The following is a 26,627-nucleotide window of genomic DNA, read 5'->3' on the forward strand; positions in this document are numbered from 1 at the left end:
TATAAGCAATATTATTAAAGGTCGATTTTTAACCATATAATTGAATTATCAAAAGAGAGGCTAATTATGCCAGGTGCCATTTTTCAGGGAGCTTTTTTTGAAAAGTTCTTAGTAATTACCCATTATCAAACGCTCATTAGTATTGGACTATTACTTATTTGTTTTTTTGCGGTGATGAAACCGCTACAAGATAAAAAAGTTAATTTTTCAATTCGCATGTTAGTTGGTCTAATACTTGGTGCAGTGCTTGGCTTAGGGATCCAAGCTGTAGCAGGATTCCCAGATATATCAACAATCTGGATGCAGGAAACCGCAACATGGTATGGGCTTTTTGGTCGTGCTTTTATTGCCTTTATCCGAATGTTAGTGATACCACTCATTTTTGTTTCTATTGTTAAAGTCATCATCGATTTTTCTGGTAAAAAAAATCTACCGCAAATCGCATTTAGAGGGATTTTTTGGTTGCTGTTTACAACAGCTATTGCCTGTATAGTCGGTATTTTGTTAGCGAATCTATTTGCCTTAGGTACAATGAGCTCAAACTCTGTACATCAAGCTCACGCAAAACAATACACCAATATTATTGATACCTTTATCAATCTAATACCTAGCAATATTATTGCATCAATGGTAAACGAAAACATTGTGGGCTTAGTCATTTTTTCTGCCTTAATGGGGCTTGCCGCTAATAGAATGGAAAAGAAAAACCCACAACCCATTGCGTTATTTAAAACATTTATCGAAGCACTTTACAAAATCGTCATGTCAATTGCGATGACTGTTATTAAATACATGCCTTACGCGGTCATTGCTTTACTGGCTCGCACCATTATTTCTAATGGAATACCAGCAATTATTCAGGTTTCAAACTTTGTTGTTGCGGTCTATATTGCAACAGCGATTATGCTAATTATGCATATTACTATTGTCTTGATCCATGGTATTTCGCCAACGATGTTTATTAAAAAAGCGTTAGGAACATGGCTATTAGCCTTTACTAGTCGCTCATCAGTCGGCACATTACCTATGACTATCTCAACGTTAACCGTTCGAATGGGGGTAAATACTGGCACTGCCAATTTAGTCGGCTCGCTTGGTAGCACCATGGGAATGAATGGGTGTGCAGGCTTCTTCCCTGCTTTACTTGCCGTGATGGTAGCGCACATGGTTGGTATTGAGACTAATATCCAGTTTTATATTATGCTTGTCATTGTGGTGGTTATTGGTTCAATCGGCATCGCTGGCATTCCCGGTACAGCAACGGTTGCCGCAACTGTAGTCTTATCTGGCATGGGTATGGCTGAATACTTCCCTTTAATTGGTATGGTGTTAGCTATCGATCCAATTATCGATATGGCACGAACTTTAGCCAATGTATCTGGTGCAATGACAGCGGCTGTTGTAACTGATCGAGAAGTAGGACTTATGAATATGACCGTGTATAACGATCCTAATGTCACTTTTGAAAATGAGCCATCAGAAAGCTAATACAAAAAGTAAACTATATAACCGAAAGGGCGCAAACAGTACCCTTTTCGGTTTCGAGTCTATCCTAAGAAAATTAAATGGTTTTTAACCACGCTTTAACATCTTTACCTAAACTTTTGTGGCGCATTGCGTATTGAACAAAGGTTTGCACATAACCGAGTTTGTTACCACAGTCGTGGCTACGACCTTTTATGCAATAAGCATCAACACTATCTTCTTCAAGTAGCATGGCAATTGCATCGGTCAATTGAATTTCACCACCAGCACCTAATGGTGTTTTAGCAAGTAACGGCCAGATCTTTTCAGATAGAACATAACGCCCGACCACAGATTGGTTTGATGGTGCATCTTCAATAGAAGGTTTTTCAACAACACTATACATTTGTGCAACATTGCCTGCAGATAATACTTCACCACGGCAATCAACAATACCATAAGAAGAGACTAATTCCTTGGGCACTGGCTCAACCATGATTTGGCTATGTTTGGTTTCATGATAATTATTAATCATTGCGGCTAAATTATCGCTGGTTAAATCACTTTCATACTCATCAATAATCACATCAGGTAAAACGACAGCAAATGGTTCATCGCCCACCAAAGGATAAGCACATAACACTGCATGACCCAGCCCTTTAGCCAAACCTTGGCGAACACTGGTTATTGTGACATGTTTAGGTAAAATACCTTGTACTTCTTGCAATAACTGACGTTTAACACGAGCCTCTAACATGGCTTCTAATTCAAAACTGGTATCGAAATGGTTTTCAATTGAGTTTTTTGATGAGTGGGTTACAAAAATAATCTCAGTTATGCCAGCTGCAATACACTCTTTAACCACATATTGAATCAGTGGTTTGTCAACAACCGGAAGCATCTCTTTGGGAATTGCTTTTGTTGCAGGTAACATGCGTGTACCCAAACCTGCAACAGGGATAACGGCTTTTTTGACTTTTTTATTGGTTGAACTGTCTAAATTTAATGTCATTTTATTTCCTTAATACAATTAACTAACAGTGGAGCTATAGGTATCGTCACTACGGCGATCATTAACAAATGTATTTTTGACTCGCACTGACTTTAACATATAAGCAATCCAAATACAGGTATAAATGATTGCTATAACAATATCTTTTATAAGAGAAAACTCGAATTTAAATTCAAATGGTAACACGATAAAAAAATACCAACATCTTTGAATTAGCTTAAAAACAATAAAACTGCTACTAAATATAATAAAAAAGTTAGGAAATTTATAACTTTTAGTAAAATATAAAAATATAATATAAGCGTTTAAAAGCAAAAATAAACAATTTAGACCGATGTCACCTAAAATAAACAGCCCCAAATGAACTGTTTGCATTTCCGTGTAGGGATCCAATAATTGTGTCCACACGTCGATAAAATTAATCACATTTAGTCTAGAAAAAATAACATATCCAATAAAAATAAAATAAAAAAATAATTCAATACCAACTAAAATTAGCCAACCGCCTAATCCTTTAAGTTCTTTTCCCTTGATCATTTTTGCGCCTTTTTAATGATTGATAAATCATTAGATTCAATGAGTGAAGGATTATCCCTATCTTTGGCTAAAGAATCAATAGCGATATAAACGATTTGGCAATTCTGCAATACAGCTTGTCTTACTACGAATTTGGCTTTACGGTCACGCGCTTCTTTTTGAGCTTTACTGATATAAAGGTCATCGTATCCATCATCATATAAAGAAGCCCTTTCGAACAAATTTGGAGTTCGCCAAAATGTTTCTTTGGGATAATCTCGTACCAAAATTTGATCAGTTAATTTACCTTTTATTCCGGCATAATGACTTGGTAAATGTTTGCTTTCTCGGCTTTGGGCAATATAAACACGTTGATAATTTTGTGTATTTGAGGGGAGTTTATTTAATAAAAATTCAAGACCTGATAGGTTTGAATACTGGCAATTTTCCAGCGTTAAAGGTGCAGTTCGATAGTTTAACGAACCGCACCCAATAAGTAAAAACAATGTAACTATAAACAAATTACGTAACATTTTTACTCTAAAAATAGTTAAAAAGCGAAAATATTGCTAGACATATATAACCTTAGTTACATTTTATCACTTACTTTTTCGGCGGTATGTGAAATAGCCTTTCCGCCCGATTCAACATCTTGACCAACACCTTTAACGGTGTTACATCCAACAACTAAAGTTGCCATTACTATACCTAATATTAACATTAACACTTTATGGAACATAAAATATACTCCTTTTAGTAACATGTTTATTTTAATGTAGCAAATGCTTCTGCCACACGATCGATATTATGGTGATTTAAACCCGCTACACACATCCTTCCGCTGCCCACCAAATAAACAGCAAAATTATCTTTCAATTGTGTAACTTGCTCTTTATTAAAACCGGTATAACTGAACATGCCTCGCTGTTTAACCAAATAATCAAAATTACGATCAGGTACAGCTTTTTTTAATAATTCAACCAGAGTTGATCGCATGGTTACAATGCGATTTCTCATTGATTCGACTTCTTTAAACCATTGCGCTTTAAGCTCTGGATGATTTAATACATAACTAACTAACTGCGCACCATAAGCTGATGGACTTGAATAATTTTGGCGAACAGTAGCTTGTAACTGCCCTAATACGCGACCAGCGGCTTGACTGTTATCACATAAAACAGATAATCCGCCGACACGTTCACCATAGAGTGAAAATGTTTTCGAAAATGAGTTACTAACAAATCCACACAAGCCTGTCTCTGCCATTTTTCGAATCGCATAAGCATCATCATCAATACTTTCGCCAAAACCTTGATAAGCAATATCCATAAATGGAATAAGATCACTGGCCTTTAACACCTCAATCACTTTATCCCACTGCGTATGTGTTAAATCAGCACCGGTCGGGTTATGGCAGCAAGGATGAAGTAACACAATGCTTTTAGCTGGTAGTTGATTTAATGTTTCAAGCATTGCTTCAAATTTTACGCCACAAGTTTGCTCATCAAAATAGGGATATTTGTTTACCTTAAACCCTGCACCGCTAAAAATAGCGGTATGATTTTCCCATGTTGGATCGCTGACCCATACTTGTGAATTTGGAAAATAACGATATAAAAAATCTGCCCCCACCTTAAGTGCACCAGATCCACCTAATGTTTGTATCGTTGCAATACGTTTGTTTTGATAAGCCACATGGTCGTCACCAAATAATAATGATTGAATTGCTTGGCAATAAGCGGGTAAACCACTCATCGGCAAATACAGCTGTGCACCTTGATTGAGATGATAAATATCATCACGAGCAGTTTTTATACATTGCAATTGGGGAACGACGCTGTTTTCATCATAATAATAACCAATACTTAAATTCGTTTTATTATCTCGGCTATCATTCATAAACTCAGCGACTAACGATAAAATGGGATCCCCTGCATACGATTCTACTTTTTCAAACATGTTCACAATCCAATTGGCACAAAAAACAACAATAAATATTTGTAGATTATTGCACCAACTTTATTGGCAATCAATCATTAAATAGCAGTTTAACAATAAATAATTAATTTGATTTTTGGTTAGAAAATGACTGTATTTTTGATAGTAAAAAGTAATAGATGAGATAACTAAAAATATAACGTGTTTTAACCCGCTTTTTTATACTAAAACGTATGGTTTCCTGAAACTTTTTGACAAAAATTAGCACCTTTTGGTGCTAATCAGGTAAGCAAATTTATTTAGCAGCAATAACTTCAATTTCGACTTTAGCATCTTTAGGAATTCGAGCAACTTGCACGCAAGAGCGAGCTGGAAAAGACGCATTATTTTCAGTAAAAAATGCTTCGTATACCGCATTTACCGCAGCAAAATCATTCATATCAGCTAAAAAAATAGTTGTTTTTACGATATTATTGACTTGATAACCTGCCGCAGTGACAATTGCTTTTACATTGGCTAAACTTTGTTTGGTTTGTTCTTTCACACAACTTGGCATTTCACCTGTGGCGGCATCCAGTGGGATTTGCCCTGAGGCAAATAACATATTACCTAAATCGACAGCTTGAACATAAGGGCCAATAGCCGCAGGTGCTTTGTCAGTGCTAATTACTTTTGCCATATTCGATTTTCTCCTTTTTAATCTATTATTTGCTTTTTTAATTATTAAAATAATCAATGTGATCTTTTTCTCTTCCCTCATTTCAACAGGAACACAATTTGGTGTCAAGTCAACGCAAAATTATGATCGTGGGACTTATGGTAATTTTCTGATATGATAATCGTAATTTTTTATTTATTACGAGAGTTAATATGTTTGAGAATTTAACCGACCGTTTATCACAGACATTCCGCAATATCAGTGGCCGTGGGCGATTATCTGAAGACAATATCAAAGATGCACTACGCGATGTGCGTATGGCATTACTTGAAGCTGATGTTGCACTGCCTGTGGTTCGTGACTTTATTAATCAAGTTAAAGAAAAAGCTGTTGGCTTAGATGTCAGCAAAAGTCTTACACCTGGTCAAGAATTCATTAAAATAGTTCAAGCCGAGCTGACAAGCGCAATGGGGGAAGTCAATAGTTCACTTAATTTGGCAACCCAGCCTCCCGCTGTCATGTTAATGGCAGGATTACAAGGTGCAGGTAAAACAACCAGTGTCGCTAAACTAGCTAAATTCCTAAAAGAAAAACAAAAAAAGAAAGTGCTAGTTGTGTCTGCGGACGTTTATCGACCAGCTGCAATTAAACAGTTAGAAACACTGGCTAAAGCGATTGATGTCGAATTCTTCCCATCTGATATTACTGAAAAGCCTGTTAATATTGTTAATAAAGCAATTTCCCATGCAAAATTGCAATTTTTTGATGTGCTCATTGTCGATACCGCTGGTCGTTTGCACATTGATAATGACATGATGGATGAAATCAAAGCACTACATCAAGCAATTAATCCAATTGAAACATTGTTTGTGGTTGATGCTATGACAGGGCAAGATGCAGCAAACACAGCTAAAGCATTCAACGATGCTTTACCACTCACTGGTGTGATTTTAACCAAAGTTGATGGTGATGCTCGTGGTGGGGCAGCATTATCTATTCGCCATATCACAGGTAAACCAATTAAATTTTTAGGGATGGGAGAAAAAACTGATGCGTTAGAGCCATTTTACCCAGACCGTATTGCTTCACGAATTTTGGGGATGGGAGATGTCATCTCTTTAATTGAAGAACTACAAAGTAATGTCGATCGCGAAAAAGCTGAAAAAATTGCTAGAAAGCTAAAAAAAGGCGACAAATTTGATTTTAACGATTTTCAAGATCAACTCAAACAGATGCGTAATATGGGCGGAATCGGAGCAATGCTGGCTAAATTACCGGGTGTTGGTCAACTTCCAGATCACATCAAAGCTCAAATGGATGATAAAATTACCATAAAAATGGAAGCAATTATTGGTTCAATGACATTAAAAGAACGCGCTAACCCTGAAATTATTAAAGGATCGCGCAAACGTCGCATTGCAAATGGTTCAGGAACTCAAGTTCAAGATGTCAATAAACTATTAAAACAGTTCGAAGATATGCAAAAAATGATGAAGAAAATGAAAGGTGGAGGCATGATGAAAATGATGCGCCAAATGAAAGGATTAATGGGCGGAGGAGGCATGGGATTCCCACCTCGTTAAATCACCATATACACTGTTTTTAGCTAAAAAATAGCTTGTCCTATCTTTAACTAAAAGTTTTCTGCAAAGATTACCGTGCTCGCAACAGCACGGTATTACCGTTAATTGCTTGATCTAGTCGATTTAAGCTTTGTCGGTTGACTGATTGCAAGTACTGTCCCCATCGACGATATAATGATAAAAACAATTGCTAACCACTGATAGTAGGTTAATTGTTCATGTAACACAATCAGTCCAGAAAGTGCTGCAAAAACGGGCGATAAACTCATTAATGTGCTAAATGTTTTAGCCGGTAATTTAGGCAAGGCCATCATATCTAACCCATAAGGAATTGCCGATGCTAATAATGAAACGACAAAAACCATCGGAATAAGTTCTAATGAAAACATGGCGCTACCAGTTTGCCAGATACCGATAGGAAATAAAAAGCACGAAGCAATAACCGACCCAATTGCGACACTTGATGAACCATGAAGGGCGCTAGCTTTACGCCCAAATAAGATATAACATGCCCAACCACTTCCTGCTAATAGCGCATATAAAATCCCAATGGGATCTAAATGGTTTGATGCTTGATGAATAGGCAAAAGCATAGCAAGGCCGACAACGGCAACACCTAACCAAATAAAATCAAGCACTTTTCGAGAAGAGCACATTGCCACTACAATAGGTCCAGTGAGTTCAATACCAACAGCAATACCTATCGGAATTCTTGCAATCGCATTATAAAAAGCTAAATTCATACAACCAATTGATATGCCATATAAAAAAATGTATTTCAATGCTTTTTTGGTCATGGCTTTGCGCCATGGTTTAAATATCAAAACTAACAAAATTGCCGAAAAAAATAACCGCCAAGCAGTCATTCCTTGAGGTCCGAGAATAGGAAACAAATATTTGGCTATAGATGCGCTACCTTGAACCGAAATCATTGAAATTAAAATAAAAAAAATAGGCAAAAATCTTCTAAGCATACAGAATTACCATAATTGAACTTTGAAATTATTGCATATACAACGGGTGACAAAGCATTTTAAGTAGGCATGCACTTGAACATAAAATTAACTAATAACAGACTAGTTTATCTGTTAATTAGTTCTCTCTTTTTACTGACAATAAGGCAAGATCTTGTAATGCTTGTTTATAGGGTGAATCGGGTAAAATAGCGACAACATCAAACGCTTTTTGAGCCTCTTCTTGAGCGGTTTGTAACGTAAAATCTAGCGACCCACATTCATCCATGATTTGTAATATACGATCTAATAAATTTCGCCCATTACCTTGCTCTATTGCTTGACGAATTAAAGTTGCATCTTGAGCATTTTTAGTGTGGCGCATTGCATGTAAAAGCGGTAAGGTTGGTTTACCTTCGTTAAGATCATCGCCTAAATTTTTACCTAATTTTTGGTTGCTATCAGCGCTATAATCGAGTAGATCATCAATGATTTGAAAAGCTGTACCTAAATATTTGCCATACTCTTGCAAAGCAATCTCTTGTTGCTCGTTTGCACCAGCTAAGACCGCAGCAGAATGCGCGGTCGCCTCAAATAAACGTGCGGTTTTACGATAAATAACATCTAAATATTGTTCTTTCGTGATATCGGGATCGTTACAATTAATCAATTGTTGTACTTCACCTTCAGCAATCACATTTGTTGCCGCCGACATGATCGTCAATACTTTAAAAGATTCTGTACGCACCATCATTTGAAAAGAACGTGTATAAATATAATCACCAACAAGCACACTTGCAGCATTACCAAAAATTGCATTAGCGGTCGATTTACCACGGCGTAAGTCAGACTCATCAACAACATCATCATGCAATAAAGTGGCAGTATGAATAAATTCAATAAAAGCTGCTGTGATAATATGTTTATCGCCTTGATAGTGAAGTGCTTTAGCAATTAATAATGCAATAACAGGGCGTATGCGCTTTCCACCACTACTAATGATGTAATTACCTAACTGATTAATTAAAGCCACATCAGAACTAAGTTCTGCTTGTATAGCTTGATTTACTTTTATTAAATCGTCTTTAACAAGATCGAGTATTTGATTCATTGACGGAGTGTTCATCAGCCTAACCATTACAAATAATAGATATCTATTTTCTATTATCTGATAAATATCATGATGCAACAAGGTCTTATCTATCATATTTCAAAAAATGCTACAAATGATAAGCATTTTCATCTAGAATACTTAACTTAAGTTAAAAATGATTATTGCTATGAAGATTAACTTTGATATAGACATAGATAATGCTAAGGCTCCTTTGAGCCCTACTAAAAAGAAGCCTAAGAGTCGCTATATATGTACATCGGCTTCTGTAGTATCACATCTTGTATTATTTGCGCTACTGTTTAGCTCGGCCTTATTTACTGAAAATATTGTTATTGATGAAGGCGATAATGCAATTAAAGCTGTTATGGTCGATTTATCGCAATTGGCAGCTCCCGAGCAATCATTAGTAGAAAATAACCCCGATATTAAAGGTATGGAAAATAAAGAAATTATTGATAATAAACCGATTGAAGAAATTCCCACTGATCCAGTTGTTGAACCAGAAGTCGTTAAAGAAGAAACAATCGATCCTATTGTTGAAAAAACACCCGACAAACCTACTGTAGATCCCCAAAAGAACATCGTGGTGAAAAAAGAATCAAAACCGAAGAAAAAACGCTCACCAGCCCAAAAAGCTTCACGTCAACAAGTCAGGCAAGAGGTTGCCAGTGAAAATGTCGCTAATACTTCCGTAGCCCCAAAGATTTCAGATAGTCATCGATATTCAGGCAACCCTTCGCCAATTAGACGAAATCAACCCGAATACCCACGGCGAGCGCTTGATATGCGTTTAGAAGGTTATGTGATTGCTATGTTTGATGTTAACAAAGATGGGCGGGTTGAAAATATTCGAATAATAGAGGCCAACCCTAATAATATTTTTAATCGTTCAGTAATCAACGCCATGAAAAGTTGGAAATATCAACCAATTGCTAGCAAAGATTTAAAAATAAAAATTATCTTTAATCGCGATAAATCAATTAGTCTAGATTAATAGTGATGTCGATGGAAAAGCCATAACTTCAATTAAGAAATTATGGCAACGATACAACTAATAAGCAAATTTGTTTGCCATCAATTTTTCAATTTTTACTGGATCTTTGGGCACATCAGAGGTCAATACTTCATTACCTGACTCAGTAATTAAAATATTATCTTCAATCCGAATGCCTATGCCTTTATATTGTGCCGGCACATTTGCATCTTGGTTAATATAAAGCCCAGGTTCAACTGTTAATACCATACCTGGCTCTAAAATGCGGCTGCGATCACTACCAACATCATGCACATCTATGCCTAACCAATGTCCTAAACCATGCATATAATAGTGAGTGTAGGCTTTGTTAGTAATTAAAGTATCTATATCTCCTTGCATAATACCTAATTTAACTAAACCCTCTACCATCGTTCTAACAACATGATTATTCACATCCATAATTGATGTGCCTGGCTTAAATAATTTAATAGCTTGATATTGTGATGCTAAAACAATGTCATAAATTTCACGCTGAGCTTGGCTAAATTTACCATTAATCGGAAAAGTGCGTGTAATATCTCCTGCATAGTATTGGTATTCACAACCCGCATCAATCAAAACTAAATCACCATCTTTTAACTGATCACTGTTATTTTCATAATGTAAAATGCAACCATTATTACCACTACCTACAATAGTATTATAAGACGGTGAGCGGGCGCCATGCCAAGCAAACTCATGTAAAATTTCGGCCTCTAATTGATATTCATGCATATTCGGTTGACATTTTTGCATAGCGCTAATATGAGCTTTTGCACTAATCTTGCAAGCTTGACGTAAAAGTTCTATTTCAAAATCTGATTTAACCATGCGCATTTCATGGACGATAGGACGCCAATCAATTTTACAATTAGGCGCAGATAAATTCATTCTACTACCTTGTCGTAAGGTGTTAATCGCATGATCCACAATACCATCTGCATATGCATACTGTTGATCAGCATGATAAACTGCCGTTTTACCATTTAATAAATCAGGTAATATCCTATCAATTTCATCAAATAAATATGCCTCATCAATAAATATAGTCTTTAATGCGGCTTGCTGCCCTAAACGGTAACCTGTCCATATTTCTGCCAAAGCATCTTTTTTGCGGTTAAATAATACATATTTCGGTGTATTATCCTTTTGTTTAATGACCACAAAAACCGCTTCTGGTTCGGCAAAAAGAGTAAAATACCAAAAATCACTATTTTGTCGATATGGGTAATGCGTATCATTACTACGTACAACTTCTGGAGCTGCAAAAAAAAGAGCAATACTATTTGGCACCATTTCGGCTAATAATTTCTCTCGCCGTGCCAAGAGTTCTGTTTTGATATCGGTGTTTATCATTATAATTGCCTTGAGGTATGTAATTACTATTATTAATGGATTGTTGGGCGAATATCTGGCTCATTAAATTCATCAAAACATAGCATCGAAGTTATGCGAACATACTCTTTTATTTCTTCAAAAGCAAAACCAAGTTCTTGCTGATCTTCATTTTCATCATAACCCAATTTAACAATTTGGCGAAGATCATAAATAGCCTCACCAACATCACCTTTGATGTGGTTAATTTTAGGTTGTACAAGTCCAATGCCAAGCAAGAAATGATTCACCCAGCCGACTAGATCATCAAGCTGCGCATATAAATCCTTATCACTTAGTAATAATTGGAAGCTGAAATCTTCTTCAAAGAATTGTTGTTTGGTAAGCGTATAAAGATGGCTTATTTTTTCATCTAATGATGCGGGCATTTTTTGACCATTGTTTAACATATCTTCAACCAATGGATGCCAACTTTCATCAAAATTACCGCCAGCTAATATGCCTGAAAGAAAACCGTGCAGTTCGGCTGCGGTAATACCTATTTTATTTTGAATTAGTTGACCATTAAATTCGTCATAATTAATCGCATTTGACATAAACTTCACCTTAGTCTTATTGCATCATAAAAAAATGTACTCTGCACTTTCTCTGATTATTAGTATATAATTATAAATAATAAACAGGTTCCTGCACTTTATAAAGGAATTATTTTGAACATTGTAGAATTAACCATGAAATTGTTTCTGCAGCTATTATTTTTTGTAGGATTATCATTATCATTAACTGCCTGTGGCTTATTTCTATCAAATAAAGGTATGATTGTCCTTGATGTGCGAAACAAAATACATACTAATGTAACAGGTCAAGATTTACCTAAAGCTTATAAATTAGGTGATAGTGAGCAAGAATTACAACGATTTGAAACTTTCTGTAGAGAAGAGATACGAGCATCACAGCTTGATGGTAGTGAAGAAATGGTTTTTGAAAATATAAAACATGGGATTCATGGACAGGTAGAATTTAAAAAATGCAGTGATAAGATCACGCGTATCTATCAGTATTGATCAAATATGACTATCTTAATAAATTAAGATAATACGATTGACCTAATATAAAAGATATATGAAATCTTACTAGCCTTTCAGGCTGTTTTTATTTATATTGGTCGCTAGAATGAAAATATTTTGGGAGTAAAATAATATGTATAAACAAGATGTAACCATTACAGCATCTAACGGTCTTCATACCCGCCCTGCTGCACAATTTGTTAAAGAAGCAAAAAACTTTAACGCAGAAATCACGGTCACATCTAATGGCAAAAGTGCAAGCGCTAAAAGCCTATTTAAATTACAAACATTAGCTTTATCACAAGGCACAACTATTACTATTGAAGCTGAAGGCGAAGACGAAAAAGAAGCTGTTGATCACTTAGTAAAATTAATTCCTGAGTTGGAATAAATAACTCCCGATTAGCTATGAATGGTTTTAAAATTGAATAAGGATTAAATGTTATGGTATCAGGTACACTTGTTTCCCCAGGTATCGCTTTTGCTAAAGCGCTATTATTAAAAGAAGAACCTATTGTTATTAGCAATAGACAAATTCTTGATAACAAGATTGACGCTGAGATTGAGCGCTTTAAGGAAGCTCGAGAAAAATCAAGCAAACAACTTCATGCGATCATGGAACGGGCGAAATCAACATTAGGAGAAGATAAAGCGGCCATTTTTGAAGGGCATATTATGCTTCTTGAAGATGAAGATCTTGAACAAGAAGTTATTTCTCGTATTCAAAGTAAGCACTCAAGCGCTGATGCTGCTGTTCAATCTGTTTTTGAAACTCAAGCTAAAGAGCTCGAAAATTTAGATGATGAATATCTAAAAGAACGTGCTGCAGATATTCGTGATATCGGTAAACGATTACTAAAAAATATTTTAGGTATTGAAATTGTTGACTTAAGTGCTATTAGCCAGCCATGTATTTTAGTTGCAACTGACTTAACGCCGTCTGAAACAGCTCAACTAAACTTAGAAATGGTATTGGGTTTTATTACTGATGCTGGTGGGCGCACCTCGCATACCTCAATTATGGCTCGTTCTTTAGAAATCCCTGCTATCGTTGGCACATCTAATGCAACTCAAGCAATCAAACAAGGTGATTTCATTATTCTAGATGCGATCAATAATGCTATTTATATCAACCCAGATCACACTACTCAAGAAAAGTTAAAACAAGTTCAAGCTAAATACCTTAGTGACAAAGAAGAACTTGCTAAATTAAAAGATCTACCCGCTGTAACCCTTGACGGTCACCAAGTAGAAATTTGTGGCAATATTGGTACAGTACGGGATATTGCTGGTGCTGAACGTAATGGTTATGAAGGTGTTGGTTTATACCGCACAGAATTCTTATTTATGGATCGTGAAGCGTATCCTGACGAAGAAGAACAATTTAAAGCATATAAAGAAGTAGCTGAATCAACAAATGGTTTATCTGTGATTGTACGCACCATGGATATTGGTGGTGATAAAGATGTCCCATATATGCATTTACCAAAAGAAGAAAATCCATTCTTAGGTTGGCGAGCAATTCGTATCTGTTTAGATCGTAAAGAAGTGCTTCATGCACAATTACGTGCAATTTTACGTGCATCAGCATTTGGTAAATTGCGCATTATGTTCCCAATGATTATTTCTGTAGAAGAAATCCGCATATTAAAGTCTGAAATCAATATCCTTAAGGAACAATTAAATGCTGAAGGTAAAGCGTTTGATAAAAATATTGAAATTGGTGTAATGATTGAAACGCCAGCAGCCGCTGTAATTGCACATCACTTAGCCAAGGAAGTCGATTTCTTTAGTATTGGAACCAATGATTTAACACAATATACGCTTGCCGTTGATCGTGGTAATGAATTGATTTCTCATCTTTATAACCCATTTTCACCTTCAGTACTAACACTAATCAAAAATGTTATAGATGCTTCTCATAAAGAAGGAAAATGGACTGGTATGTGTGGCGAACTTGCTGGTGATGAAAGAGCGACAATTTTATTACTTGGTATGGGGCTTGATGAATTTAGTATGAGCGCAGTATCAATTCCTAAAATTAAAAAATTAATTCGTAATACAAATTATGAAGAGGCGAAAAAATTTGCTGATACTGCATTAGAAAAAGCAACCGCCAAAGAAATTATTGATTTAATTGAAAATTATACTGCTGAAAAGCAAATTTGTTAGGAGACAATAATGGGTCTATTCGATAAAATTAAACAATTCGTATCCGATGATAATAAAAATGGCATCGAAATTATTGCCCCCTTAAGTGGCGAAATTGTCAAAATCGAAGATGTACCAGATGTGGTTTTTGCTGAAAAAATCGTTGGTGATGGTATTGCAATCAAACCTTCTGGTAACAAGATTGTTGCGCCATTAAATGGTAAAATTGGCAAAATATTTGAAACCAATCATGCTTTTGCTATTGAATCAGACGAAGGCATTGAGCTTTTCGTTCACTTTGGCATTGATACAGTAGAACTAAAAGGTGAAGGCTTTACTCGTGTTGCCGAAGAAGGCCAGCAAGTTAAAATTGGTGATACAATTATTGAGATTGATCTACCTCTACTTGAAAGTAAAGCCAAATCAGTATTAACACCTGTGGTTATTTCAAACATGGAAACTGTTGCCGAACTAACTAAATTATCAGGCTCAGTTGAAGCGGGTCAAACACCGATCATGCGAGTTAAAAAACAATAATCATTGTTGATAAAAAAACCTTCAGTGGAAACTGAAGGTTTTTTCTTTATATTTAAGCACTTTATTTCTTGAGACTTCTTAACGCCACTTTTTATATTGGTTAATTAAGTTGTTTGTCGACTCATCATGAGAGCTCACTGGTTTATTGTCCGCTAGCTCAGGTAAGATACGTCCAGCTAATTGCTTACCAAGTTCTACCCCCCATTGGTCAAAACTAAAGATATTTAAAATAATACCTTGGGTAAAGATCTTATGCTCATACATCGCAACTAATGCACCAAGTGAATAAGGCGTAATTTTTTTGACTAAAATTGAATTGGTGGGTTTATTGCCATCAAACACTTTAAACGGCACAACGGATTTCACTTCATCAAGATTTTTGCCAGAAGCAATAAATTCTTGCTCAACCTGCTGTGCTGTTTTACCAAAAGCTAAAGCTTCAGTTTGTGCAAAAAAGTTGGACAATAATTTTGGATGATGATCACCAATAGGATTATGGCTAATCGCTGGCGCAATAAAGTCACAAGGAATCAGTTTAGTCCCTTGATGAATTAATTGATAAAACGCATGCTGACCATTAGTTCCCGGTTCGCCCCAAATAATTGGGCCGGTAGTATAAGGTGTTTTATTGCCACTTCGATCGACACTCTTACCATTTGACTCCATATTACCTTGTTGGAAATAAGCCGCAAAACGGTGCATATATTGATCATAAGGTAAAATCGCCTCGGTTTCTGCACCACAAAAATTGTTGTACCAAATACCAATTAACGCCAGTAAAGTTGGGATATTTTTATCAATTGGCGCGCTTTGGAAGTGTTTATCCATAGCATGCCCACCAGCTAGAAATTGTTTGAAATTATCAAAACCGATTGATAACACAATCGATAAACCAATGGCAGACCAAGATGAATAACGTCCACCAACCCAATCCCAAAATTCAAACATATTAGCGGTATCAATACCAAATTTTTCAACTTCCTTAGCATTAGTTGAAAGCGCAACAAAATGTAAAGCAACGGCTTTATCATCTTGAGCTGCATCAAGTAACCATGCTCGTGCCGTTTGTGCATTAGTCATGGTTTCTTGAGTAGTAAAGGTTTTAGACGCCACTAAAAATAAAGTAGTTTCAGGATTTAAACCTTTAAGAGCTTCAACAATATGTGTACCATCAACATTTGAAACAAAATGCATATTTAAATGGTTTTTGTAAGGACGCAGCGCTTCGGTAATCATATGAGGACCCAGATCTGAACCACCAATTCCAATATTTACAACATCAGTGATCGCTTTTCCAGTATAACCTTTCCATTCGCCACTAATGATTTTTTTACTGAATGATTCCATCTTTGCCAATACTGCATTAACATCATCCATCACATTCTTACCATCAACATAAATTGGGGTGTTTGATACATTACGAAGCGCGACATGCAATACAGCACGATCCTCTGTACGATTAATTTTTTCACCACTATACATAGCTTTAGTTGCACCAGATAGATCGCATTCATCAGCTAATTTATAGAGTAGTTCTAACGTTTCTTGCGTTATCCTATTTTTGGATAAATCAACCAAAAACTCATCTTCAAAAGGAATGCTGAGGTTTTCAACTCGTTTAGCTTCCTCTTTTAATATTTGTGCAATTGTTTTGCTGTGATGTTTTTCATAGCTAGCTTGAAGAGATTTCCAAGAATGGGTCGTAGTTGGATCAATTGACTTTAACATAACTTATTCCTTAAATAATATAACTCTACATCCATAATATAACTATGCCCAGTATGATGCAAGATAAGGATCTTATCGGATAAATTAAGTGTTATTGAAAATAATTGATATTGGATAGGCTATACTAATTCATATAACTTTTTTAAGGGGCAAGATAAATTTAACTCCAAAAAAGCAAAGTATATGAATTAACAAAAACGTCCAAGACAAACTTTCAGCGCTAATTTCAAATCGCGAATAGTGAAATGTTATCGCAAGGGGAAATCACGCAATGATTTGGTCAAAAAATAGGATCTCACACCATTTGCTTTAGAACGCTAGATAAATCAATCTAGTAAAAGTAACTCATTTAGCTCTAAGGGTAATCGCACTCCAAAACAAAATGAATTAATGCCTTACGCAAAAAACTTAAACAGCTGCGTACGAAAAACGAAATCCTAAAGCAGGCTGCACTAACAATGGTGCGAAAATCAAAATTCTAAAAAATAATCAACACGTTATCCTATTGTGGCATTATATCGCTACTTAGGAATATCAAGGCATCATGCCTAATATCAGTGCAAAGCTACAAAATATAAACCTACCTCATATTATGCAGAAGAAATATTGACGGCCTACAATTGTAGCTGTCAATCTTATAGCTCTAGGTGAATTCATTTTGCCTTAGAACAATTAGCCATCTGCGTTTCGCGTTGTCACATTGTTCGGGTAATGAAGTCACTATCATTGACATCTAAGTGCACAGTTAAACGTTACCAAATACATCAAACCGCAATTTTGTTGTTTGAATAGGTGTTGCCATTCCTAGTTGTATGAATTAGTGTAACCTATTCAAGATCGGCGAAGCTGGGGTGATTTTGTGAAAAATAAAAATACCAATCAATTAACACAATTAGATGATGTATCAACTGTTATTGGAGTAAAGTAATGAGCAAAATTGATTTTACCTTACATAATATTCCATTATTACTTACGAGAAATAAAAGTAAGCAATGGCAAGAGGATATTATTCAAAGTTCAACAGCCTTATTAAACTTTTTAAAAAATAATGAATTATTAATTGGTCTTGAACCTTTTGATGATACAGGAAAATTAAAAACTGATACTGTTATTAAGATATCAAACGTTACTCAAGAAGGCTTAGAATTATTCAAAACTACTGTAGATGAATGGTATAAATATCTCGCTAAAAGTACAGTTCCCGATAAGTATAAAAATATAAGTCGCTTAGAAAAAGGTTTAGCTAAAATTCGAAAAACTAAAAGCTAATTAAAAAATGAAAGGCTATAGTCATCAACATATAAAAGCTAATTTTCCAATAAGATAATTGTATGTACTAGCTCAAACTCTAATGATTAGCATAATTATTAATGTAACAACCTTGACCGACTGGTAAGCAAAAAACACAGCAGACATGGGTAGACCGATTACTACTATGATCGCACCGGCAAAATTGTAGGCTGTCGCAATCAAAGATACGAGAAACCCTGCAATATGATGTCACCGCAAACATATTGGATCGCAAATACAGATAAGAATACAGCAACCACAATCTGATCCGCTGTAACCAGCTCCTGCATTTCAGAAGCCACCACTACCGCTATGACGAGCACGGCAGAACCCAGACCAAACAGACCATCGGCGCAACCCAGCACTATCACTACGACGCCGACCACCGCCTGAGCGAAGTACGCATTGAGCAAACAGGCCGCAGCCAGCGTTATGGGTATGTTTACGATGCCCTTGGCCGGCGTATTGAAAAGCATCAGCTAGACCGTGAAGGCAAACCCTACAACCGTACCCGCTTTCTGTGGGACGGCTTAAGAATGATTCAGGAAACCGGCACGAATCACCCCACCAGCCTGTATATCTATACCGACCAGAACAGCTACGAACCACTGGCACGCATAGACACAGACGGCAACCATGAACAACATATCCGCTACTTCCACACCGATCTGAATGGTGCACCGGAAGAGTTGACCGACGAAAACGGTAAAATACTGTGGGAATGTAGCTTTCAGTTATGGGGAAAGCGGATTCATGAAATCGAACACGAATCAGTAGAGCAAAACCTCAGATATCAGGGACAATATTTAGACAGAGAAACCGGCCTACATTACAATACTTTTAGGTACTATGATCCGGATATAGGTAGATTTACCCAGCCAGACCCGATTGGGTTGCTGGGTGGTTTTAATCTGTATCAGTATGCGCCTAATGGGTTGACTTGGATTGATCCGTGGGGCTTATGGTCTTTCTATGAATTAATAAATTCTTCTGGTGAGACTGTGTATTATGGAATAACTGATAGATCAGTCCAAGAAAGAGTAATGGAACATGTTAGAGACGGAAAAATATTTAGCAAAGTCAGATTTGTAGATGGACTAGAGAATAGAATAGAAGCAAGAAATTTAGAGGGATCCGCATTATTCCATAAATCAGGTAATTCCAATATGCTTAATGCTATAAGAAAAGATGGTGGGTTTTATCATAGTTATAAGCCAGACAAATTAGCAAATGGAAGAATATTGCTCAGCCAAGCTAAAATTGAAAGTATTCTTTCTAAGGGCTATACAATGAATGTGAAAAGTAATGGTAAATTTATCGGTAAAGGAATATGCTAGATGACACAATTAAAAAAAAATATCGACATTTTGAATATTCTTGCTTACAAAATTAAAAGTTGGGATAGAGAAAATGATCTTATAGAACTATCAGAGCTAATATCTGATTTAGAAAAATTTAGCAGAAAAGAAAGATCTTTGTATTATAAAGAATTTTTTCCGATGTTGCATTGGCTGAAAAATTAATATACTTGTATAAAAATGAAAATTTAACCAAAGAAGCTACTATAAATATAGTATCTTGCATAGGAAATATGATAAAAGGATATAATCTCCCCCCTTTAGATAATTTTTTTAAATTTTTTAATGAATTGAAAAATGTTAAGAAAATAGATTACTATGTTTCTTTATTTATTACTAATTTCCCACAGTTTTATATGGAGGATAAAAAATGGGATTATATCTTATCAATTTTAAATATCAGTCCAAAAGCGAAATCAGAAAGAAACTTTTACATTGAAATAAAAAAGATTTTAAATCGTAATGAATGCATTCCAAACAATTATTTAGATAAATTTATAGCTTCTTTTGAAAAAATGTATAATAAAGCTAAAAATGATTTTTACAAAAATGATTATAAGGAAATAATTTTGATGTTAAGTAAGTTAAAATGAATTTTATAAATTATATATTTATGTAGTTTAGATTTTTCAACTATAATGGCAGCCAAATCATTGGTTCACTATCAGCAAAAAACACAGCAAACACGGCCAGACCGATTACCGCTATGATCGCACCGGCAGAATCCAAGGCTGCCGCAACCAGAGATACTGGGAAACCCTGCAATACGATGCCGCCGCCAACCTGCTGGACAGCAAATACAGAGAAGACTACAGCAACCACAACCTGATTCGCTGTAACCAGTTGCTGCATTTCAGAAGCCATCACTACCGCTATGACGAGCACGGCAGAACTGCCAGTAAACAGACCACCGGTGCTACCCAGCATTACCACTATGATGCCGAACACCGCCTGAACGAAGTACGCATCGAACAGCTCAACAAAACCGAACGATACCGCTACCTCTATGACGCCCTTGGCCGACGTATCGAAAAACAGAAGTTAGACCGCGAAGGCAAACCTTACAACCGTACCCGCTTCCTGTGGGACGACTTAAGAATGATTCAGGAAACCGGCCCAAATCACCCCACCAGCCTATATATCTATACCGACCAGAACAGCTACGAACCACTGGCGCGCATAGATACAGACGGCAACCAAGAACAACATATCCGCTACTTCCACACTGACCTGAACGGTTGTCCGGAAGAGCTGACCGACGAAAACGGTAAAATACTGTGGGAATGTAGCTTTCAGTTATGGGGAAAGCGGATTCATGAAATCGAACACGAATCAGTAGAGCAAAACCTCAGATATCAGGGACAATATTTAGACAGAGAAACCGGCCTACATTACAATACTTTCAGGTACTATGATCCGGATATAGGTAGATTTACTCAGCCAGACCCGATTGGGTTGCTGGGTGGATTTAATCTGTATCAGTATGCGCCTAATGGGTTGACTTGGGTCGATCCACTTGGGTTGAGCTGTAGTTTTAATAGTAAGTCGAATCGTTGGCGTAATAATGAAACAGGACGTTTTACCAAACGCCCAACTGATCCATCAGAATTAGTTAGAAATGGGAGGGTGAATAAAGCAGACATAGATGCATGGGCCACACAAGGAGGAATACCAAATACTTGGCATGCTGATCCTAATCGTTTCCCCAAAGGTGGATTTAAGTATGAAGGTGAAGGATATAAAGTACATGGACATGGCATGAATCCTGTTGCACAATCAAAATGGCCAACGTCAAATTCAGCAAATGGCCCAACGGCTAGGATTACAAATACTACAAATAAGCAAAGTTATAGAACAGATGGAACATGGGGAAAATTTGACAGTGATAGAAATGCAGCTCATATTCCATTAGATGGATCAGGATATTAATTTATGAACGAGAATATACTATACAATTTTTTGAAAAATAGACCATCCCTTTTAGATTATAATGATGAACTAAAGCTAATAGGTATTATGACTAAACTACCTATGAGTTGGCTCATTAAAAATAAAGATGAATTTATTTGTGCTTTAGACCAATTACATGACTCACATACGGATGGTGGATTTTTATTACAAGAGGAATGTGACGATATTATATTTGATAATTTTTGTGAATGGCTAAGAGAAGTAAATAATAAAACCGGCATACCGACATTAGTGTATATTGATGATTTTTCAAGTGTTGGACTTAATAAATTTAGAGAAAGTATTAGAAAAGATGAAAATACAGATAAGTAAGATCTAAACAATATTAGATCTAAATCTTTATACGTCTTGAATTGGTATTTAGGGGTGTTATTATCATAATTTATTAAGAAAAATGTTTAGTCAATAAATATTTAACAAAATAAAAGGCTATTCATTAATACTAGAAAGTACCGGAAGAACTAACCGATGCAAACGGCGAATTACTGTGGGAATGTAGCTTTCAGTTATGGGGAAAGCGGATTCATGAAATCGAACACGAACCAGTAGAACAAAACCTCAGATATCAGGGACAATATTTAGACAGAGAAACCGGCTTACATTACAATACTTTCAGGTATTATGATCCGGATATAGGTCGCTTTAGCCAGCCAGATCCGATTGGTTTAGCTGGTGGTTTGAATCTGTATCAGTATGCGCCGAATGGGTTGACTTGGGTGGATCCTTTGGGACTTGCAACAAGACCAAATAATGGTAAATACAATATATTTTTTGATCATTCTGTTGACCCAACCAATAGATACTCAAGTGATGCCGTTCAATTTAACAGAGCAAATAAAGAATTCATCAAAAAAATGAATGAGGATGCTGTTTTTAGGAAAGATATGCTTAAAAGATATCCAGAACTTTCTAATTGGATGAAAAACGGAAAGAAAAATATAAGTCCACCAGGGTTAACATGGCATCACCATGAAGATACAAATAGACTTGTTTTGGTCGATAGAAAAGATCATAATAAAAACCACGCTTTATATCATCCTTCTGGAAAAGGTGGGCGTGATATATGGGGTGGAGGTACTCAAGGGCGAAAAGGAAAGTTAAATGGCTTTACTGGTAAGAAACTGTGTTAAATTTTTTATTACGGAGTATGAATACTATGCTTGTTAAAGGTAATCTTTATCCAATAAAGGATATTATTTCTTATGTGAAAGGCAATATTGAAAGAGGTGATGACTTTTGTATATATGGTGAATCAGATGAAGACTTGTTAAGTAATAAAAGTTATTATATTGATGACTATCCAGATGTAGATGATAATGGAAAAGAAATTTATCCACCTCATGCGTTAAAAAAGAAACTAAACTATCTTTATTCTGGTCAGCAATTTGCTGATGTAATAGATTCAGTTATAGATCAAAAACCGTTAGCTACTACAGATGAATTTATAAAAGCTTTAAATTATTACTCTGAATATGATAATTTTTTAGATCTCTAAATTTTTGCAATTATAATATAAGTTATTTAAATAACAGGAATATATTATTTAGTCAAAGCCTCGTTTTTATAGCGATGGCTTCGGCCGCTTGCACCGCGAAATATCACGCACCCAAGGACGCCTGAACACCCAGTTCAAATACGACCGCAACAGCCGTCTGCAACGCAAACAGATACAGCGCAATCAGAATCCCATCCTGCCCGATATCCTCATCGAACGCAGCTACCAGTACGACAACCTCGACCGGCTGGTAAGCAAAAAGCACAGCAAACACGGGCAGACCGATTACTACTATGATCGCACCGGCAGAATCGAAGGCTGCCGCAACCAGAGATACTGGGAAACTCTGCAATACGATGCGGCCGCTAACCTGCTGGACAGCAAATACCGAGAAGACTACAGCAACTACAACCTGATTCGCTGTAACCAGCTCCTGCATTTCAGAGAACACCGCCTGAGCGAAGTACGCATCGAACAACTAAACCGCAGCCAGCGTTACGGCTACGTCTACGACGCCTTAGGCCGGCGTATCGAAAAGCATCAAATAGACCGCGACGGCCAACCCTACAACCGTACCCGCTTCCTGTGGGACGGCTTAAGAATGATTCAGGAAACCGGCCCGAATCACCCTACCAGCCTGTATATCTATACCGACCAGAACAGCTACGAACCACTGGCACGCATAGACACAGACGGCAACCATGAACAACATATCCGCTACTTCCACACCGACCTGAATGGCTGTCCGGAAGAGTTGACCGACAAAAACGGTAAAATACTGTGGGAATGTAGCTTTCAGCTCTGGGGAAAACGGATTCATGAAATCGAACATGAATCAGTAGAGCAAAACCTCAGATATCAGGGACAATATTTAGACAGAGAAACCGGCTTACATTACAATACTTTCAGGTATTATGATCCGGATATAGGACGCTTTACCCAGCCAGACCCGATTGGGCTACTGGGTGGTTTTAATCTGTATCAGTATGCGCCTAATGGGTTGACTTGGGTGGATCCGTGGAGGGGGTGGAGTTGTAAACCAAAGAAATCTAAGCATGCTCTTCAACGTCATAAAGAAGGTAGACCTGTAGGCCAAACTATTAATGATCTTCAAAATGCCCGCCCGAGTGATATATTAAGACAATCTGATGGTCGTTGGGTTATATTAGGACCAAAGGGCAGAGCTCATATAATAGGAAAAGATGGTTCTGAGATTATTACTTTGATAAGAGAGATATCTAAGAAAAACGTTCAGCATAGAATGAATCGAAATACTAACTGGTGGCAAACATTAACGCAAAGTGAATTTGATGAGTTCAAAAATATATTTGGTGATTATGTGAAGTTTTAGGGAGAAAAAATGTATTTATTAGAACATATAAATCCTTCAGGAACTGTAAATCAATTTCATATTGATGTCTCTGAAGATGGATTAATGATTTATGAGTCATGTATTAACTATGTCTTAGAAAATTGTAGTGATGAGGACGTTTACAGAATTACTGGTTGCGAGAATAAGGAAGCTTTAAAAGAAATACAAAAAAATATTATAACTATTTTATACTATTATGCCGCAAAGGATTTATTGCTACCTCGATATATTGATCCCCAGAATAGGTATATAGATCCAAATGAATTATCATGGATAGGAATAGATATTGATAGATTAAATAAATAGATTAGTATTTAGATAGAAAATTGAGAGACACCATTCTATATTATTTTGTGTATTTGCCAGTTAAAGGTAGCGATTGATTCTGCCATCAAATTCTAAAAAATGAACGGGTGCCAAACCAGTTAAAACCCTATAACAGGTGAACGACGTAGAGTCGACTTTGTGGTTAAAAGACAAATGGAAAATGGCGTCCTTATGAGATAACAAGTAAAACTGCCTCTAAGTACAAACAATTAGCAAAAGAAGCTCGGATACATAGTACAGGAAGTATATATGTGAAAAATAAAAATACTAACGAACTGATCGAAATTGAAAGTATATCAAAAGTTATAAGGCAAAATAATGAATAATGGAGACTGTTCATAATTCTGTGTCAGCTTAATTCACAAAGAGATTACATTATCAAGACGATTAGGAAAAAATATCATCAATTGTGACAATGCTAAATTCCAATTTTGGATTGGCATTGTCCATTTTTTCTCCGCATTTTGCAACCCTAAATACAGCAGCTTAAGTAGGCTATTTTCATTAGGAAATCCGCTTTTTGTCTTTGTTAATTTACGAAATTGTCGATGAATTGACTCAATAGCATTGGTGGTATAAATCACCTTACGAATAGGCTCAGGATAGCGGAAATAAGCTGATAAATTATCCCATTTACGACGCCATGATTGGATGACGATTGGATACTTATCGCCCCATTTTTTCTCAAGTTCATCTAATGCATCTGTAACTATCCCCTAAAATAGTACAGCAAAAAAGTAGAAAATTCTCTATGATAAAAGTAAAAGAGGATTTAATGATGAAAAAAATGACTGAACATCAAATCGTCGCTATTTTAAAAGAAGCTGAAGCGGGTATTCCCGTTAAAGAACTGTGCCGTAAATATGGCATGGGTAATTCAACTTTCTATAAATGGCGAGAAAAATACGGCGGTATGGAAACGTCGGATATTAAACGCTTAAAAGAGCTAGAAGCGGAAAACCGTAAGCTTAAACAGATGTTTGCCGAACTGAGCTTAAAATCCCAGCTTCAGGAAGAAATCATAAAAAAGCTTTAGTGCCCACCAAGGCACGTAAAACGTGGGCACAGCAACTACAACAAAATCATTCGGTTACTATTGTTATGAGTTGTGCTATTGTTGGCTTAAGCCGTTGTGCTTACTATTATCAACCTAAGTTGCAGGATGACTCGGTGATTGTTTCGGTGTTGAATGCTATCACAGACCGGCATTTACGCTGGGGCTTTCCTAAATGTTTTCATCGTATCAGAAAGCTTGGCTATCAATGGAATCATAAACGGGTATATCGGGTGTATTGTGAATTAAAGCTTAATCTCAGGGTAAAGCGTAAAAAACGCATTCCTCCACGATGTCCGGAAAGGTTATTAGTCCCCAATAAACAAGGTGAATGTTGGTCAATGGATTTTATGAGTGACAGTAGTCGTAATCAACGTCGCTTTAGGACATTCAATGTCATCGATGACTTTAATCGTGAGGCATTAGGGATTGATATTGCAGTAAGCTTACCCGCAGGAAGGATTACCCGTTACTTAGATAAACTGGCCGAATATCATGGGTATCCATTAAAAATACGGGTCGATAATGGGCCAGAATTTACAGGAAAAACCTTTATAAACTGGGCTAAATCACATGATATAACCATTGATTATATCCAGCCCGGTAGCCCTTATCAAAATGGCTATATTGAACGATTTAATCGTACCTATCGTACTGAAGTACTCGATTTATATCTTTTTAACAACTTA

Annotated in this window: 30 protein-coding genes and 3 pseudogenes; 19 read left to right on the top strand and 14 right to left on the bottom strand. The window is 36.3% G+C overall.

Translation table 11 applies throughout. The features are described from left to right. The first annotated feature begins 66 nt into the window (after positions 1-66). A complete protein-coding gene (locus tag A9G42_RS02365; RefSeq protein ID WP_065567361.1) occupies positions 67-1,488 on the top strand; it encodes a cation:dicarboxylate symporter family transporter in 1,422 nt (473 codons plus the stop codon). Positions 1,489-1,561: 73 nt separating this feature from the next. Here A9G42_RS02365 and galU read toward each other — a convergent pair whose 3' ends face one another. The 6 genes from galU to A9G42_RS02390 all read right to left on the bottom strand — a co-directional run bounded on the left by galU (position 1,562) and on the right by A9G42_RS02390 (position 5,609). Continuing rightward, the gene (gene galU, locus A9G42_RS02370) at positions 1,562-2,476 is read right to left on the bottom strand and encodes a UTP--glucose-1-phosphate uridylyltransferase GalU (protein ID WP_065652520.1); all 915 of its coding nucleotides are present in this window, start codon (positions 2,474-2,476) and stop codon (positions 1,562-1,564) included. Between the two features lie 18 nt (positions 2,477-2,494). Then, positions 2,495-3,013, bottom strand: a complete 519-nt coding sequence (locus A9G42_RS02375) for a DUF2569 domain-containing protein (protein WP_065583025.1) — start codon at positions 3,011-3,013, stop codon at positions 2,495-2,497. Next, complete coding sequence (locus A9G42_RS02380; protein WP_065652521.1) at positions 3,010-3,525, bottom strand: hypothetical protein; 516 nt, start codon at positions 3,523-3,525, stop codon at positions 3,010-3,012. The genes A9G42_RS02375 and A9G42_RS02380 overlap by 4 nt, the downstream gene beginning before the upstream one ends. Before the next feature lie 56 nt (positions 3,526-3,581). Then, complete coding sequence (locus A9G42_RS13120; protein ID WP_202984995.1) at positions 3,582-3,713, bottom strand: entericidin A/B family lipoprotein; 132 nt, start codon at positions 3,711-3,713, stop codon at positions 3,582-3,584. A gap of 44 nt (positions 3,714-3,757) precedes the next feature. After that, positions 3,758-4,951, bottom strand: coding sequence for an amino acid aminotransferase (locus A9G42_RS02385; protein WP_065652522.1), 1,194 nt, complete (start codon positions 4,949-4,951; stop codon positions 3,758-3,760). A 274-nt stretch (positions 4,952-5,225) separates the two neighbouring features. Beyond that, entirely contained in the window at positions 5,226-5,609 is a 384-nt protein-coding gene (locus A9G42_RS02390; RefSeq protein WP_065638997.1) for a RidA family protein, read from the bottom strand. Positions 5,610-5,800: 191 nt separating this feature from the next. On the opposite strand from A9G42_RS02390, the gene ffh reads away from it, so the two are divergent. Beyond that, positions 5,801-7,171 (top strand): signal recognition particle protein, encoded by a 1,371-nt coding sequence (gene ffh / locus A9G42_RS02395; RefSeq protein WP_065652523.1) that lies wholly within the window; start codon positions 5,801-5,803, stop codon positions 7,169-7,171. A gap of 101 nt (positions 7,172-7,272) precedes the next feature. Here the strand turns inward: ffh and A9G42_RS02400 are convergent, their stop codons facing one another. Both A9G42_RS02400 and ispB read right to left on the bottom strand, forming a co-directional pair. Then, a complete protein-coding gene (locus tag A9G42_RS02400; RefSeq protein ID WP_065652524.1) occupies positions 7,273-8,145 on the bottom strand; it encodes an EamA family transporter in 873 nt (290 codons plus the stop codon). A gap of 118 nt (positions 8,146-8,263) precedes the next feature. After that, the gene (gene ispB / locus A9G42_RS02405; RefSeq protein ID WP_065567355.1) at positions 8,264-9,250 is read right to left on the bottom strand and encodes an octaprenyl diphosphate synthase; all 987 of its coding nucleotides are present in this window, start codon (positions 9,248-9,250) and stop codon (positions 8,264-8,266) included. Between the two features lie 154 nt (positions 9,251-9,404). Here ispB and A9G42_RS02410 point away from each other — a divergent pair, with 154 nt between their 5' ends. Beyond that, positions 9,405-10,232 carry a TonB family protein gene (locus tag A9G42_RS02410; RefSeq protein WP_179854586.1) on the top strand — a complete coding sequence of 276 codons (828 nt, stop codon included), beginning with the start codon at positions 9,405-9,407 and terminating at the stop codon, positions 10,230-10,232. A 57-nt stretch (positions 10,233-10,289) separates the two neighbouring features. On the opposite strand, the gene pepP is transcribed toward A9G42_RS02410, so the two are convergent. Together pepP and A9G42_RS02420 are read right to left on the bottom strand one after the other, a co-directional pair. Next, positions 10,290-11,609, bottom strand: coding sequence for a Xaa-Pro aminopeptidase (gene pepP, locus A9G42_RS02415; protein WP_065652526.1), 1,320 nt, complete (start codon positions 11,607-11,609; stop codon positions 10,290-10,292). Between the two features lie 32 nt (positions 11,610-11,641). Then, on the bottom strand, positions 11,642-12,184 hold the full coding sequence (locus tag A9G42_RS02420; protein ID WP_065567352.1) for a UPF0149 family protein: 543 nt from the start codon (positions 12,182-12,184) through the stop codon (positions 11,642-11,644). Positions 12,185-12,298: 114 nt separating this feature from the next. Between A9G42_RS02420 and A9G42_RS02425 the strand changes: the two genes are divergently transcribed. The 4 genes from A9G42_RS02425 (at position 12,299) to crr (ending at position 15,343) form a co-directional block, all read left to right on the top strand. Beyond that, positions 12,299-12,652, top strand: a complete 354-nt coding sequence (locus tag A9G42_RS02425; RefSeq protein ID WP_065652527.1) for a hypothetical protein — start codon at positions 12,299-12,301, stop codon at positions 12,650-12,652. A gap of 136 nt (positions 12,653-12,788) precedes the next feature. Continuing rightward, positions 12,789-13,046 carry a phosphocarrier protein Hpr gene (gene ptsH / locus A9G42_RS02430; RefSeq protein ID WP_065567350.1) on the top strand — a complete coding sequence of 86 codons (258 nt, stop codon included), beginning with the start codon at positions 12,789-12,791 and terminating at the stop codon, positions 13,044-13,046. A gap of 53 nt (positions 13,047-13,099) precedes the next feature. Further along, positions 13,100-14,827 carry a phosphoenolpyruvate-protein phosphotransferase PtsI gene (gene ptsI, locus A9G42_RS02435; protein WP_065567349.1) on the top strand — a complete coding sequence of 576 codons (1,728 nt, stop codon included), beginning with the start codon at positions 13,100-13,102 and terminating at the stop codon, positions 14,825-14,827. A gap of 9 nt (positions 14,828-14,836) precedes the next feature. Beyond that, on the top strand, positions 14,837-15,343 hold the full coding sequence (crr, locus tag A9G42_RS02440; protein WP_065652528.1) for a PTS glucose transporter subunit IIA: 507 nt from the start codon (positions 14,837-14,839) through the stop codon (positions 15,341-15,343). Between the two features lie 78 nt (positions 15,344-15,421). Here crr and pgi read toward each other — a convergent pair whose 3' ends face one another. Further along, complete coding sequence (pgi, locus tag A9G42_RS02445) at positions 15,422-17,071, bottom strand: glucose-6-phosphate isomerase (protein WP_065652529.1); 1,650 nt, start codon at positions 17,069-17,071, stop codon at positions 15,422-15,424. 927 nt (positions 17,072-17,998) lie between these two features. On the opposite strand from pgi, the gene A9G42_RS02450 reads away from it, so the two are divergent. Beyond that, entirely contained in the window at positions 17,999-18,340 is a 342-nt protein-coding gene (locus A9G42_RS02450; RefSeq protein WP_065652530.1) for a hypothetical protein, read from the top strand. A 200-nt stretch (positions 18,341-18,540) separates the two neighbouring features. Here A9G42_RS02450 and A9G42_RS13545 read toward each other — a convergent pair whose 3' ends face one another. Then, positions 18,541-18,837 (bottom strand): hypothetical protein, encoded by a 297-nt coding sequence (locus tag A9G42_RS13545; protein WP_065652531.1) that lies wholly within the window; start codon positions 18,835-18,837, stop codon positions 18,541-18,543. Here A9G42_RS13545 and A9G42_RS14615 point away from each other — a divergent pair. The 3 genes and pseudogenes from A9G42_RS14615 to A9G42_RS02470 form a co-directional block, all read left to right on the top strand. Then, positions 18,787-19,329 (top strand): annotated as a pseudogene (locus A9G42_RS14615) (RHS repeat domain-containing protein); the annotation flags it as partial. The gene A9G42_RS13545 and the pseudogene A9G42_RS14615 overlap by 51 nt on opposite strands. Before the next feature lie 369 nt (positions 19,330-19,698). Further along, positions 19,699-19,884 (top strand): hypothetical protein, encoded by a 186-nt coding sequence (locus A9G42_RS02465; protein WP_065652533.1) that lies wholly within the window; start codon positions 19,699-19,701, stop codon positions 19,882-19,884. After that, the gene (locus tag A9G42_RS02470) at positions 19,869-20,312 is read left to right on the top strand and encodes a hypothetical protein (protein WP_143426082.1); all 444 of its coding nucleotides are present in this window, start codon (positions 19,869-19,871) and stop codon (positions 20,310-20,312) included. The genes A9G42_RS02465 and A9G42_RS02470 overlap by 16 nt, the downstream gene beginning before the upstream one ends. 40 nt (positions 20,313-20,352) lie before the next feature. Here the strand turns inward: A9G42_RS02470 and A9G42_RS02475 are convergent, their stop codons facing one another. Beyond that, positions 20,353-20,583 carry a hypothetical protein gene (locus A9G42_RS02475; protein ID WP_179854587.1) on the bottom strand — a complete coding sequence of 77 codons (231 nt, stop codon included), beginning with the start codon at positions 20,581-20,583 and terminating at the stop codon, positions 20,353-20,355. 234 nt (positions 20,584-20,817) lie between these two features. On the opposite strand from A9G42_RS02475, the gene A9G42_RS13780 reads away from it, so the two are divergent. The 6 genes and pseudogenes from A9G42_RS13780 (at position 20,818) to A9G42_RS02510 (ending at position 24,863) form a co-directional block, all read left to right on the top strand. After that, positions 20,818-21,648: an RHS repeat-associated core domain-containing protein gene (locus tag A9G42_RS13780; protein ID WP_065588564.1), complete on the top strand. Its 831-nt coding sequence runs from the start codon at positions 20,818-20,820 to the stop codon at positions 21,646-21,648. A 3-nt stretch (positions 21,649-21,651) separates the two neighbouring features. Beyond that, positions 21,652-22,002 (top strand): hypothetical protein, encoded by a 351-nt coding sequence (locus tag A9G42_RS02485; protein WP_065588565.1) that lies wholly within the window; start codon positions 21,652-21,654, stop codon positions 22,000-22,002. A 140-nt stretch (positions 22,003-22,142) separates the two neighbouring features. Further along, positions 22,143-22,820, top strand: a pseudogene (locus A9G42_RS14620) (RHS repeat-associated core domain-containing protein); the annotation flags it as partial. A gap of 26 nt (positions 22,821-22,846) precedes the next feature. Beyond that, a complete protein-coding gene (locus tag A9G42_RS02495; protein WP_065652546.1) occupies positions 22,847-23,185 on the top strand; it encodes a DUF7716 domain-containing protein in 339 nt (112 codons plus the stop codon). A gap of 88 nt (positions 23,186-23,273) precedes the next feature. Then, a complete protein-coding gene (locus tag A9G42_RS13560; RefSeq protein ID WP_143426083.1) occupies positions 23,274-24,536 on the top strand; it encodes an RHS repeat domain-containing protein in 1,263 nt (420 codons plus the stop codon). Positions 24,537-24,545: 9 nt separating this feature from the next. Then, positions 24,546-24,863: a hypothetical protein gene (locus A9G42_RS02510; RefSeq protein ID WP_065652539.1), complete on the top strand. Its 318-nt coding sequence runs from the start codon at positions 24,546-24,548 to the stop codon at positions 24,861-24,863. A 380-nt stretch (positions 24,864-25,243) separates the two neighbouring features. On the opposite strand, the pseudogene A9G42_RS02515 reads toward A9G42_RS02510, so the two are convergent. Next, positions 25,244-25,585 (bottom strand): annotated as a pseudogene (locus A9G42_RS02515) (transposase); the annotation flags it as partial. 77 nt (positions 25,586-25,662) lie between these two features. Between A9G42_RS02515 and A9G42_RS02520 the strand changes: the two are divergent. Together A9G42_RS02520 and A9G42_RS02525 are read left to right on the top strand one after the other, a co-directional pair. Further along, positions 25,663-25,920: a transposase gene (locus tag A9G42_RS02520; protein ID WP_034909955.1), complete on the top strand. Its 258-nt coding sequence runs from the start codon at positions 25,663-25,665 to the stop codon at positions 25,918-25,920. After that, the coding region (locus A9G42_RS02525; protein ID WP_065652541.1) for an IS3 family transposase at positions 25,920-26,627 on the top strand (708 nt) is incomplete at its 3' end. The genes A9G42_RS02520 and A9G42_RS02525, both read left to right, overlap by 1 nt.

Source organism: Gilliamella sp. Nev6-6 (genome assembly GCF_001690605.1).
Lineage (GTDB): Bacteria > Pseudomonadota > Gammaproteobacteria > Enterobacterales > Orbaceae > Gilliamella > Gilliamella apicola_C.

Coding starts and splice junctions, on each gene's coding strand:
- ptsH (WP_065567350.1), top strand. CDS start 12,789: ATGTATAAACAAGATGTAACCATTACAGCATCTAACGGTCTTCATACC.
- A9G42_RS02390 (WP_065638997.1), bottom strand. CDS start 5,609: ATGGCAAAAGTAATTAGCACTGACAAAGCACCTGCGGCTATTGGCCCT.
- A9G42_RS02385 (WP_065652522.1), bottom strand. CDS start 4,951: ATGTTTGAAAAAGTAGAATCGTATGCAGGGGATCCCATTTTATCGTTA.
- A9G42_RS02495 (WP_065652546.1), top strand. CDS start 22,847: ATGCTTGTTAAAGGTAATCTTTATCCAATAAAGGATATTATTTCTTAT.
- ffh (WP_065652523.1), top strand. CDS start 5,801: ATGTTTGAGAATTTAACCGACCGTTTATCACAGACATTCCGCAATATC.
- A9G42_RS02365 (WP_065567361.1), top strand. CDS start 67: ATGCCAGGTGCCATTTTTCAGGGAGCTTTTTTTGAAAAGTTCTTAGTA.
- crr (WP_065652528.1), top strand. CDS start 14,837: ATGGGTCTATTCGATAAAATTAAACAATTCGTATCCGATGATAATAAA.
- A9G42_RS02510 (WP_065652539.1), top strand. CDS start 24,546: ATGTATTTATTAGAACATATAAATCCTTCAGGAACTGTAAATCAATTT.
- A9G42_RS13120 (WP_202984995.1), bottom strand. CDS start 3,713: ATGTTAATATTAGGTATAGTAATGGCAACTTTAGTTGTTGGATGTAAC.
- A9G42_RS02485 (WP_065588565.1), top strand. CDS start 21,652: ATGAACGAGAATATACTATACAATTTTTTGAAAAATAGACCATCCCTT.
- A9G42_RS02450 (WP_065652530.1), top strand. CDS start 17,999: ATGAGCAAAATTGATTTTACCTTACATAATATTCCATTATTACTTACG.
- A9G42_RS13545 (WP_065652531.1), bottom strand. CDS start 18,837: ATGCTTTTCAATACGCCGGCCAAGGGCATCGTAAACATACCCATAACG.
- A9G42_RS02465 (WP_065652533.1), top strand. CDS start 19,699: ATGACACAATTAAAAAAAAATATCGACATTTTGAATATTCTTGCTTAC.
- A9G42_RS02410 (WP_179854586.1), top strand. CDS start 9,405: ATGAAGATTAACTTTGATATAGACATAGATAATGCTAAGGCTCCTTTG.
- A9G42_RS13780 (WP_065588564.1), top strand. CDS start 20,818: ATGATTCAGGAAACCGGCCCAAATCACCCCACCAGCCTATATATCTAT.
- ispB (WP_065567355.1), bottom strand. CDS start 9,250: ATGAACACTCCGTCAATGAATCAAATACTCGATCTTGTTAAAGACGAT.
- A9G42_RS02400 (WP_065652524.1), bottom strand. CDS start 8,145: ATGCTTAGAAGATTTTTGCCTATTTTTTTTATTTTAATTTCAATGATT.
- ptsI (WP_065567349.1), top strand. CDS start 13,100: ATGGTATCAGGTACACTTGTTTCCCCAGGTATCGCTTTTGCTAAAGCG.
- A9G42_RS02420 (WP_065567352.1), bottom strand. CDS start 12,184: ATGTCAAATGCGATTAATTATGACGAATTTAATGGTCAACTAATTCAA.
- A9G42_RS02520 (WP_034909955.1), top strand. CDS start 25,663: ATGAAAAAAATGACTGAACATCAAATCGTCGCTATTTTAAAAGAAGCT.
- pepP (WP_065652526.1), bottom strand. CDS start 11,609: ATGATAAACACCGATATCAAAACAGAACTCTTGGCACGGCGAGAGAAA.
- A9G42_RS02380 (WP_065652521.1), bottom strand. CDS start 3,525: ATGTTACGTAATTTGTTTATAGTTACATTGTTTTTACTTATTGGGTGC.
- galU (WP_065652520.1), bottom strand. CDS start 2,476: ATGACATTAAATTTAGACAGTTCAACCAATAAAAAAGTCAAAAAAGCC.
- A9G42_RS02375 (WP_065583025.1), bottom strand. CDS start 3,013: ATGATCAAGGGAAAAGAACTTAAAGGATTAGGCGGTTGGCTAATTTTA.
- pgi (WP_065652529.1), bottom strand. CDS start 17,071: ATGTTAAAGTCAATTGATCCAACTACGACCCATTCTTGGAAATCTCTT.
- A9G42_RS02475 (WP_179854587.1), bottom strand. CDS start 20,583: ATGGCTTCTGAAATGCAGCAACTGGTTACAGCGAATCAGGTTGTGGTT.